The sequence below is a fragment of the Candidatus Saganbacteria bacterium genome (assembly GCA_016223245.1).
Lineage (GTDB): Bacteria > Margulisbacteria > WOR-1 > XYC2-FULL-46-14 > XYC2-FULL-37-10 > JACRPL01.
In genome coordinates, this window is sequence record JACRPL010000008.1 from 57767 (window position 1) to 69301 (window position 11535).

Here is an 11535-nt window from a genome sequence, read left to right on the forward strand (position 1 = left end):
CAATACAAGCGATGAATAATAAATCCCTATTTTTCTTGATATTCTTTATTATCGGCTGGGTTGTATTTTCTTTGAGCCAAATCGGATGCGGCAAGGGAGACCCTAAAACCACAACAACTACTACAACCACAACAACTACTACAGTCAGCACAAGCACAACAACGACATCAACAACAACCACAACCGTTGCAACAATAGTAGCAACGCCAACATTTAATCCAAGTGCGGGCACTTTTGAAGCGAACAGCAAGCCAATAACCATTGAAACAACCACATCCGGCGCCACGATCTATTATACGACAAACGGGGAATCTCCAACAGTGGGCGAGGTTAGGGCTCCAACTGCAATCACATATGAAGCGCCCGTAGCCTTAACGTCTTCAAAGACAATAAGGGCAGCCGCTGTCAAATCCGGATTAACAAACAGCGGGGAACTTATCGGAACATTCTACCTTAATTGGTGGCAATCGGCGGGGCTGAATTTAAATGCTCCCGTCAAAACCATCTTGAACTACGGCGGTGAAATATATATTGGAGGCAGATTTACAAACGCATCGGGCAATGCAAATGCGGACTATGTAGCCCATTTTAACAGCACGACATCGACCTGGGAGGCGGTTAACGCAACTGTCTTGGACGGGACCGTTGAGGTTTTAGCGGGGGGTGTTGCGGCTATATTTATGGGGGGCACATTCCAGAACTTTGGGGGAACTAGCGCAATTAATGTTGTGAGAATGAACAGCAGCAATGCCTTTAGCGCTCTAACTGGAGGCGGGGTAGATAGTATAGTGCAAGCTCTGGCTTTTGATACAACCACCAGCCGAATGTACATGGGTGGAGATTTTGCAACAGTTGGCGGAAGTACGACTGCGACTCGGGAGGCCTATTATAATCAGGATACAGGCGCCTGGGGTGCGATGAGGTCAGGATTGCCGGCATATGTATCAGCTATGGCCCTTAATTCAGCCACCGAAATATACATTGGCGGAGGTTTTACAACTACAGAAGGCGCTCCGGCAAGTTACGCTGTCTTATGGAATGGGACTTCTTTTGCGGCATTTGACGATGTGTATCCTAATAATTCAGTCAGCGCATTAAAATATTTTCCTTCAAGCGATCCTTATCTTATTGTCGGAGGCTTGTTCCAAAGGATAGGAAGCACAGTGTATAACTATATTGCAAAATGGACCAAAAGCACAGGGGAATGGTCTGCTTATGGCAGCGGGCTTGGCGACGGGGTCAACACTATAGCGATAGATTCATATACTAACAATGTTTTATATGTTGGCGGGAGATTTATATCTTCCGGGACCGGAACAACCCTTAATCATATCGCCAAATGGAATGGCTCATCATGGGCGGCGCTTGGGAGCGGATTAAATGGGATCGTACATTCGATAGTTTCCGATAATTCAGGGAATATTTTTATCGGAGGAGAATTTACAGACGGCGGCGGAATAACCGGCGCAAATTATATTATTAAATGGGGCAGACTATAATTATAGCTTCCCAAGTTTACAAAGAGTTAGGCTTATCAGACAAAGAATACCAAAGAATTTGGAATATCCTGGGCCGCGACCCGTCTCCAACAGAGCTTGCCATGTTCTCTGTAGAATGGTCGGAGCATTGCGGCTATCCAAGGTCGCGGAAATATCTCAAATTATTCCCCCAAAAAGGCAAATACGAATCCCTAGTTGGCGAGGATGCCGGGGGGATCATTTACGACGACACAGCGATAATATTTAAAATGGAATCCCACAACCATCCATCTCAAGTCGAGCCAAAACAAGGCGCCGCGACAGGGGTCGGAGGCATTATCCGCGATATCTTTACTGCAGGCGCCAGACCTATCGCATGTTTGGACTCGCTCCGATTCGGCGATCCCACAAATCCCAAAAATAAATTTATTTTTGACGGGGTTGTCGATGGCATCCAATTTTACGGCAATTGCGTGGGAGTCCCGACCGTAGGCGGCGAGATATATTTCAATGACGCGTATGCCGGCAATTGCCTTGTAAATGTTATGTGCGTCGGCGTATGCGATAGGAGCAAGATCGCCAGGGCAAAAGCTGTTGGGATCGGCAATTCGATAATATATGCCGGTTCCCGCACTGGCCGCGACGGGATAGGGGGATGTTCAGTCCTTGCATCGGCCGAGTTTTCGGAAAAGGATTGCGAAAAACGCCCAACAGTCCAAGTCGGCGATCCTTTCACCGAGAAATGCTTGATCGAAGCGACGCTCGAAGCTCTTGAAAATGATGCGGTATTCGGGATAAAAGACATGGGGGCCGCGGGGCTTACCTGTTCTTCGTCAGAGATGGCCGCGGCCGGCGGCGTTGGAGTTGCCGTTGACCTCGACCTTGTCCCTCTTCGGGAAGAAGGAATGGAGCCATACGAAATAATGATGTCCGAATCCCAAGAGCGGATGCTTCTTTGCGTTAAAGCCGGGCATGAAGATGAAATAATAAAAGTGTTTGTTAAGTGGGGGCTTGAAGCCGCAACTATAGGGAAAGTTATCCCCGAAAAATTAATTAAGATAACAAGAAATAAAGAACTAATTGCAGAAATCCCTATTGAAGAGCTTGCAAATGCGCCGCTTTATGATATGCCGTGGGAAGAACCTCCAACTTCCAACATCAAACCTCCAAAAATAAATGCGCCAAAAGATCTAAATAAGACATTGTTGCAGTTAATGGGATCGCCGAATATTGCGAGCAAAAAAGCAGTATATGAGCAATACGATCACATGGTGCAGGTTAATACTTCAATTTACCCGGGCGGCGATGCGACTGTCCTTAGGATGAAAGATAAACCTTGGGGAATAGCTGTTACATCCGATTGTAATGGGCTTTATTGCAAACTTGATCCATTTATCGGCGCGCAGATAGCTGTTGCCGAAGCTTGTCGGAATATCGTTGTAACGGGAGCGGATCCCGCCGCGGTGACCGACTGTTTAAATTTCGGGAATCCCGAAAAACCCGATAGATATTATTATTTTAAACGCTGCGTAGAAGGGATAATAAATATATGCAAAGAATTTGAATTGCCTGTGATCTCCGGCAATGTTTCTTTTTATAACGAAAGTCCGCAAGGCCCGATCCTTCCAACACCTACGATCGGAATGGTCGGGATATTAAAAGATATCGAAAAAAGATGCACGGTGCCTTTTAAAGATAACGGCGATTTAATCATTCTTCTTGGGATCAACAAGGACGAGCTTGGAGGCTCGGAATATTTGCAGTATATCCACAAAACAGAAGAGGGCCAGTGCCCGTCATTGGACCTAGACCTTGAAAAAAAGGTACAAGCCGCGTGTTCGACCGCGATAGAAGTTGGTATCGTAAAATCGGCGCATGACCTATCGGAAGGCGGGCTTGCGTCCGCGATATCAGAATGCTCGATCCTGGGAAACAAGGGAGCCGCGATCTATTTAAAGGATGACTTGAGGCCCGATTCCTTGCTGTTTTCCGAGACACAATCGCGCATCTTGCTCACTATCGATCATGACAACATTTTTGCCGTATCGGACATCTGCATGCTATTGAATGTCCCATTTGAAATTATCGGTAAAGTAGCGGGCAAAAACCTATCTATCAAGCACAATGACAAAAAGATCATCGATCTTCCTGTCTCAAAATTAGCGGAAGCATACTACAATGCGATATTATGACCCCCACTCATTCTCCCCCTTATCAAGGGGGAGATGTAAGAGGGGGTAAAAGCTTTCATGGATCCAACTACTTCCACGATCATCATCTTGGTTTTCGTATTTTCAATAATTGGTTCGGCCACCCATCATAAAAAAGGACCAATTGCCGAAAAACCCGGCCAAACTATAGGGATCGCATCTCCCGGGACCGTTTACGGCACAGTTGAGTCGGTCGTCCCTATTGAGTCTTTTGAGGGTGTTACACTCGAAGGATTGAGCGATAAGATCAAAAGCTTCACATTGAGATACGGCAAAAATCTTCCCGAATCCGATGCACAAAGCATTTCCGAAAATGTCATCAAATATTCCAAACAATATGACGTTAACCCAAAACTTGTAACCGCTCTAATCGCACGGGAGTCAAGGTTCAATAAGTACGCGATATCATCGTCTAATGCGCAGGGACTCGGCCAGCTTCTTCCAAGCACTGCAGTAGGCCTTGGCGTTACCGATCCATTCGATATCGAGCAAAATATCAAAGGGACGGTCAGGTATATTAAATCTCTGCTTGATAGGTTCCCAAATTCCAATAAGATACCAAATGCCATTGCGGGATATTTTGAAGGCCCGAACGGTATTTTGCGAAATGGCGGGTTCAAGCTCAAATCCAAGAGTTATGTTGAAGATATTTTAGCGATCTACAACAAAATTTAACTCACCCCCTTAATCCCCCTCTCTTAATAAGAGAGGGGGAAACCGACGAAGTCGGAGGGGGTGAGTTGGCATCTTAATTGCTCCAACTGTTCCATGAACTTCGATCTAAACCAAAAATTGACGTTTATTGGTCTAATTGTCGCGATTGTCATCGGATCAGGATATTATTTTTATGAGCACATTTTTGTACCTGATCCCCCTCAAAAAATGATCGATCACATCAAAAATAATCAGCAGGAGAACAAGTCTTCTCAAATAGTGGTTCATATTGAAGGGGCTGTTAGAAATGAAGGAGTTTTTAAAGTATCGTTCGGAACTAGAATATTCGATCTTATAAAGCTTGCCGGTGGAGAGTTGGCATCAGCCGATTTTTCGTCGATCAATCTTGCGGAAACCGTAAAAGACGGGCAGAAGATCATTATACCGAGAAAGGTTTATCAGGATATCAGGGGATCGGCGGGAAGTGTATCAGAAAATCAGGATAACAGGGAACGGAACAATAAAAAAATTAATATCAATCGAGCGACGAAAGAAGAATTGGATGCTCTGCCGGGTGTCGGACCTGCGACTGCAAAGAAAATAGTTAATGCACGGCCTTTTAACTCGATCGAAGACCTAAAAAAGATCCCTCGATTCAGCAAGAGCGGGTTTGAAAAAGTTAAAGATAGGATCACTTTATAATGTTTAAACGCCCGATCGTCACAATTGCAATTCTTTATGCGCTTCTAATAATTCTTCTAAGGCCTATGATCCCTGTTCCCGAGAGACCAAACTTCAATACCGATAAAAAAGAAATACCAGCGATCTCCGCGATCAACGAAAAATTCATGGATGTGATTAAGAAAACCACACCTGCACCATATGATGCACTTCTTGGAAGCATTGTTTTCGGGACAAACGTTTCTCCTCTCGATACTGGCCTTAAGGACAGGTATAAAAAAGTCGGATTGGCTCATCTTTTGGTCGCATCGGGGACCCAGATCTCGATATTGATCGGGGTATGCCTTGCGATGATCCGATATTTTAAAATAAAAATGGGAATCGGCGTTGTTGCAGTTTCGATCGTAAATATTTTGTTCACAATAACGACAGGCTGCGGGCCATCAATGGTCAGAGCTGCAGTCATGGGGGAAATTGCTCTTATTGGCCTATTATTCGACAGGGAATCGGAAATATATACTTCGCTTGCTCTTTCTGCCTTGGTATTATTTATCGTTGATCCGCTTAATTTATTTGATCTGGGATTTCAATTGAGTTTTTCGGCTACTTGGGCTCTTGTTTATTTTTGTCCGGTATTGGAAGAAAAAGGGATCCCATCTATTATATGCGTATCTTTAGCGCCCATTTTGGCGACACTTCCCATTTCTCTTTATAATTTCAATCAAATATCAATAGTTTCGCTATTGGTCAATATATTGGTCGTCCCATGGATCGAATTTCTTACAATAGCGGGTTTTGTTTCGACATTCTTTGGTGTATTTTTTCTTCCGATCGCCGCAATAATGAATTTTTTACTTTATATCGCGCTTAAATTCTTGAACGGCATAGTGTATACTTTCTCGGGTCTTACTTTTTCATGCGTTTACTTAAAACAGCCTTGGTTCCCTTTCGTGATAATATATTACGCTGGATTGATCTGCTTTGCCGAAAGATTAAAGGGGAAAAGAGTGTTTAAACTGAACAAAGAAAATATAATATTGATCGGATTGTTGTTTGTCGGGCTGTTCACATGGAATATTGCCGTATCGCCAAGTTCCGCATTTGCCCAAAACGATCTTCAGATATCGGTTATAGATGTAAAGCAAGGGGACTCGATCTTCATTAAGAGCCCATCCGGCAAAACAATGCTGATCGATGGCGGGCCAAAATTCAGGAATATCGATGCCGGGAAAAAATATATCATTCCATTCCTTAGGAAACTTGGGGTCAACAAACTTGATATCGTTGTATTGACGCATTCTCATGAAGATCATGTGGGCGGCCTGCCCGCGGTTTTATCCGAGATCCCTGTTGGTCTCGTAATGGATCCCGGCCAGGCGCATACAGCAAAAGAATACATTGAATTCCTTAAATTGATCGACGAGAAAAATATACCTTACAAGGCCGCGAGAGCGGGCGATGATTTCCATTTGGAAGAGCTTGTCACATGTGAAGTATTGGGCCCAACCAACCAATTTATCGAAAAATCGGCATTTAACAATAATTCGATCGTCATACGATTAAGCTATAAAGATTTTTCAATGATGCTTATGGGCGATTGCGAAAAGGAAGGCGAGGAGATGATATTGGGAAAATATTCGTTTATAAAACCGGTTAATGTCTTAAAAGTGGGGCACCATGGGAGCAATACCGCAAGCTCGATAGCGTTTTTGAACGCGATCAAGCCGCAAGACGCCATTATTTCTGTTGGCGCAAAGAACAGGTATTTTCATCCGCACCCTTCGACATTAAAGAAATTTGAAGAAATAGGAACCAATGTTTATCGGACGGACTTGAACGGGACGGTAACTGTTGATACAGATGGGGAAGAGTATCATATTAAATCCGAAAAATAGATTTTCATGTTCTTATGGCGTTGAGACTTCGGGAGTTGAAACTTCCGATTTTTTTAACATATATTCAGGGACCGTCCCAGGGATCGGCATTGCACCAAAATTCCAGAAATCGTTAACCATTTGTTGAATAGGTTTTGTCCTGTAGAGGACCTCGGATGCTTCGGCACGGCTATACTCGCGCGTTGCTTCAAATGTTTTGCCTTCAAGATATTTTAAGAGTCCCGCATCTTTGGCCGAGGCAATGAATTTGTTCCCCCAAAATTTTGCCGCAAGGTCTTGGAAGGCCGATTCGTCTTTTTCCGGTAGCTTGGCGAATCGAGCCATGACAGTTATGCCTTCCACGCGATTTATCACTTTGTTGCCGTTGAATGTCCCGTCGGGATATCCTTGGACAAAACCTAATTGCGCGCCAACGTTTATGTATGGAGCCGCCCAATGCGTTGGAGGAATATCTTTGAACCTTTGCGTTTTTATAGCTTCCGTCCAAGCTTCATCCGAAATATTGAGGGTCCTGACCAAAAGCGTTGTAAGTTCCGCGCGTGTAATTCCTTTTTCCGGCTTAAAGGTGTTGTCGGGATAGCCTTTGATCAGTCCAAGCGTTGAGGTCAATGCGATAGGCTCTACAGCCCAGTGGGTATCTTGTATATCTGCAAATGGCGCATATCTTAGCACCACGGCTTCGGCAGTAAATTTCTGGGCTTCGGGAGACGTATAGCCGATAAGCCTTATCACATTTCGGCCGATTGCGAGGGTTGCGGCCGTTTCAAATGTCCCGTTGTTTATTAGTTTGCCGTTCAATGTGGCTTGGGCAAGTTTTTCAGTCTCATAAACTTCTTTGGTAGTCGATGTTTGCGAGAATGAAGGGACGGTATAAGTTGTTTTTTCCGTAAAGACCTTGTTTGCGTAGGCTTCGCCCCATACTTCAACCGATTCGCTGGTCGTTATTAGCCTATTCATCGGCCTTGATAAGAAAAGTTTGGTTTCTTTGCGTTTCAAAGTTTTTGTAACCGATACAAGGCGTTCACCAATAAAAGATATAGAAAAGTAATGGGGATTATCTTGAGGGATACCCTGCCTGTCGACATATGCATAATCAAAGCGGAACCCGCTGTTAATAAAGCCAACCCCGAACGTAAGTCCTGTCCCTCCGGTCTCCTGGTTTAAACCTGTACGAAGGACGATGTTCTTTATCGGGTAATATTCCGCCCCAAAATTATAAAGCATAGAGCTTTGTTGTGCTAGATAATTTGAAGGCAAGCTTATATCTATTCCCAAAACCAAGTTTTGGGCAGATGCCCTAAAGGCTTCAGTGGAATTTCCCAGAATATTGAAAGAAGACCCGAATTTATAAAATCCTGAAAGCCTGTCTTCCGACTTGCTCCATTTGATCGTCCCGCCTATTATTTTTTGGAGCATGGCGCCTGTCGTTATCCAATTGCTTAACTTATATTTCATTCCGAAATCTAAGCTGTACCCTGTCCCCTGGTCGACGCTGCCGCCGGTAAATCCTTGAGAATAAAGGTTTAAGTTCGCTCCAGCCTGTATTTTTTTGTTAGGGATGTTGAATGGGAGGTTTACGTCCTTGGCGTAGGATATTGCCGCAACGCTGTTTGAGTACCCGATCGCTTCTCGGCTCGAATCTTGGATTATCCTGCCTGAAGCGGGGTCGCGGAAAGTTGGGATCGAGCCTAATGTTCCCATTTGGATATATCCGAAGCCGACAACTCCCCAGTTTGTCGGGATAGATATCCCAAATAACGAGTATTGGGTTTCATCCAGGAATATTTTTCTTGAAGTTGCGGAGATTTGCGGATAAATGATCCCGCTTAATCCCGCGGGATTCGAAAAAATGCTATTCCCGTCATTTGAAAAAGCGACCGAAGCGCCGCCCATGCCAAGCCGCCTTGAATCAAAAAGGCTCGCGCTTGGATCAACGGAAATCCCCGCATATGCCTGCGAAAGGCCACATATTATAAAAGCGATGATTGAAATTATTATACGCATTTTCATCTTTTTACGGCTGTGATCTTTCCTTTTCCTATTACTTTGCCTCCGCCAATAATAAGATAAACATATGTACCGGTACCGACAGTTTGGCCTGCATCAGATTTTCCATCCCATGAAACTTCGTTGTATCCTGCGATCCCGCCGTTTTGGGTTGAAGAATATGATTTTTTGGATATTAAGTTCCCGGATAAGTCGTGGATCGTGAGCGTTATCGATGAAGCTTTTGACAGCAAGTATGAAATTGAAGTTGTTTCCGTTTGCGGGTCAAATGGGTTGGGATAGCTTAATGGCGTTCCCTGCGATACAAGGTCCTTTGAGCTTTGGACATAGATCGGAGTTACTTCATAAGTTGAGCCGTTGCCCAATGTGTCGAACGCTTCGACAATAAGGTACACAGATCCGTCCGATAAAGGAGCTGCAGTTTCAAATGTGGAATAATAATTGGTGTCGACGTTTGCAAAAGTTAAGTTGGTTTTTGAGCTGTTTATCTTGATGCTGCCGGTCGGAGGGCCATTTATTGTATTAACTGTGATTTCGATCTTAGGGGTAGGAGAGAGAGGGTCTCCAGGATAAGGCTTAACGCCGTTTATCCTGACGCTTATAGTTGGAGTTGACTGTGCGACGGTAAAAGAATATGTAGAAAAGCTAGAAGTCGTTATGTTGCCTGCTGCGTCAGTCGTCCTGATCGAAATAGTATGCGAGCCGCGGCTCAAAGCTGACGGGATCCTTATGTAAAAAGCTTCGTTTGTCGAATTAAAGGCGCCATCAACCGCTTCTGCGGAAATAAAGCTCCCGCTGTCGACGCGGAATTCAACATTTGCAACCCCTGACTCATCAGTTGATATTCCATTAAGTGTCGGCAGGAGATCCGTTGTTGTGTTGCTTGGAAGCGGGGTTACACTTACAGTCGGCGGGGTTGCGTCGATGGAACTGCTATTAGTATTAAATGAAAACACATAATTGGAATCCATCGCGCTTGATCCTTCATCCAGAACATTTGACTTGAGTACTGTAACTGTATATGTGGTATCAATAGTAAAGTTTGGATGGGAAATGGTCAATATCGTATTGCTTGAATCAAAGTTTGCAGTCAATGTGCCGACAGACGGGCTAATACTAACCCATGCGGCGGGGTTGCTCGTCGACATCCGCTTATTGAATGTTAGGACGATCGGCTTGTTTAACGGCGCGCCGCTCTCTCCGCTTGTAGGCATGTTCGACCTCACTGCGGGAGGCGCGCCCGGAATATACGGATAAGTATACGTAAAATTATTCAAGCTTGATGAGCCAAGCCAAAAGCTTTCCAAGAATTCTTTTGGCACTACTCCCTCGGAGCTTATCGAGTCGCGCGCAGACTCATAAAAAGGCTTGTCATTTGAATCCCGACCAATCGTTTTATAAAAAGACTTGATATATCCGTTCGTGTAGATCTTATATATGGAATATCCCGTCGGGAATTGGACTGCGGGACCTTGCCTTACGTATGAGATATTGTTAATATCGCGCTTGTAATTATCTGTAATATGTCCGGATATGACCGCGGCTACAAGGGGATAGCCATTAGTATCCTTTATTGCCTCAATTGTCGACCTAAAAGCAGTATCGTTATCTATTACGACGACCCCGCCTTCTACAGTAGGGATAGTCAGCGGATAGTCTTTAAGAGTAGAACCGTTAACGCTTACGCTGCGGAAATCGTAGCATGGAAAACTTGAAAATACGAAAGTTTTAATTGCTTCGGTTGTAATAAGGTTCCGCGCAATATCCGTGTTTATATGTCCGCTTGCATCGCTTGGCTTTTTGACCGAATCGAGGAACACGAAATTATAGTGGTTATACGCGAAACTGTAATTCAATACCGAATTCGCGTCTTTGCTTGCCGCGTTATATCCGTAATGGGTTTCAAGGCTTACAGGGTCTGTTAATAATTTAAATCCATTCGTTATCCAATCCGTTGTAAAAGTTGCTTTTTTATCCTGGTATCCCGGGACAGCTAAATATTTGAAAGCATAATTTGGGAGGTCGCTTGCGCCATTCAATGAATCAAGTTTCGTCTTAAGATTTGTCCCAATTTGGTCCCCGTAAGCATTAGAGCTCTCCGCCAAGTTGCCGTTTATTACGGTAAAGGCAACGCCCTTGGCATTGATATCGGAAACTTCCGACGTGACGATGCTTTGGCAAAGATTGTATGGGGATCCGCGGCCGCTTACAGTAGCCGCTTTTCCTTCGGCATAGCGGATATCATTTAACACCGCGAAACTGAAAAGGTAATCGCCTGTCGGCTTTGAAAGAGTCGTTGCTGTATTATTGGGCCCTTTTGAGCTCCCTGATTTTACCCTATATGAGTATAAATTGTTCGGGTTGAGGCCGCTTACTACAGCGTAATGGTATTTTGTCGCGCCTTCGACTGTGACAATGGACGAAAAATTCCCGATACCATATTCGATCTCTGTTGTCGAGGCTTCATCGGTCGTCGTCCATGTTACAATAAAAGAGGAATCCGTTATGGTCGTAAGCTCTTCGTTGGAGATGATTGCCGCATTTGCGCAAATGACAAATGACAAATGACAAATGACAAACAATGTAATTATTAAAATTAATTTTTTCATT

7 protein-coding genes are annotated in these 11535 nt (G+C 44.3%); 5 read left to right on the top strand and 2 right to left on the bottom strand.

Annotation, left to right across the window (positions count from 1 at the left end):
- Nucleotides 1–11 precede the first annotated feature (11 nt).
- The 5 genes from HZC34_03655 (at nt 12) to HZC34_03675 (ending at nt 6918) form a co-directional block, all read left to right on the top strand.
- Nucleotides 12–1499, top strand: a complete 1488-nt coding sequence (locus HZC34_03655) for a chitobiase/beta-hexosaminidase C-terminal domain-containing protein (GenBank protein ID MBI5700929.1) — start codon at nt 12–14, stop codon at nt 1497–1499.
- Nucleotides 1484–3670, top strand: a complete 2187-nt coding sequence (gene purL, locus HZC34_03660) for a phosphoribosylformylglycinamidine synthase subunit PurL (GenBank protein MBI5700930.1) — start codon at nt 1484–1486, stop codon at nt 3668–3670. The genes HZC34_03655 and purL overlap by 16 nt, the downstream gene beginning before the upstream one ends.
- Before the next feature lie 57 nt (nt 3671–3727).
- Entirely contained in the window at nt 3728–4363 is a 636-nt protein-coding gene (locus HZC34_03665; GenBank protein MBI5700931.1) for a lytic transglycosylase domain-containing protein, read from the top strand.
- A 93-nt stretch (nt 4364–4456) separates the two neighbouring features.
- Nucleotides 4457–5044, top strand: coding sequence for a helix-hairpin-helix domain-containing protein (locus HZC34_03670; GenBank protein MBI5700932.1), 588 nt, complete (start codon nt 4457–4459; stop codon nt 5042–5044).
- Entirely contained in the window at nt 5044–6918 is a 1875-nt protein-coding gene (locus HZC34_03675; GenBank protein MBI5700933.1) for a DNA internalization-related competence protein ComEC/Rec2, read from the top strand. The genes HZC34_03670 and HZC34_03675 overlap by 1 nt, the downstream gene beginning before the upstream one ends.
- Nucleotides 6919–6930: 12 nt before the next feature.
- Here HZC34_03675 and HZC34_03680 read toward each other — a convergent pair whose 3' ends face one another.
- Together HZC34_03680 and HZC34_03685 are read right to left on the bottom strand one after the other, a co-directional pair.
- On the bottom strand, nt 6931–8922 hold the full coding sequence (locus tag HZC34_03680) for an S-layer homology domain-containing protein (GenBank protein ID MBI5700934.1): 1992 nt from the start codon (nt 8920–8922) through the stop codon (nt 6931–6933).
- 2 nt (nt 8923–8924) lie between these two features.
- Nucleotides 8925–11534, bottom strand: a complete 2610-nt coding sequence (locus tag HZC34_03685) for an Ig-like domain-containing protein (GenBank protein ID MBI5700935.1) — start codon at nt 11532–11534, stop codon at nt 8925–8927.
- Nucleotide 11535 lies beyond the last annotated feature (1 nt).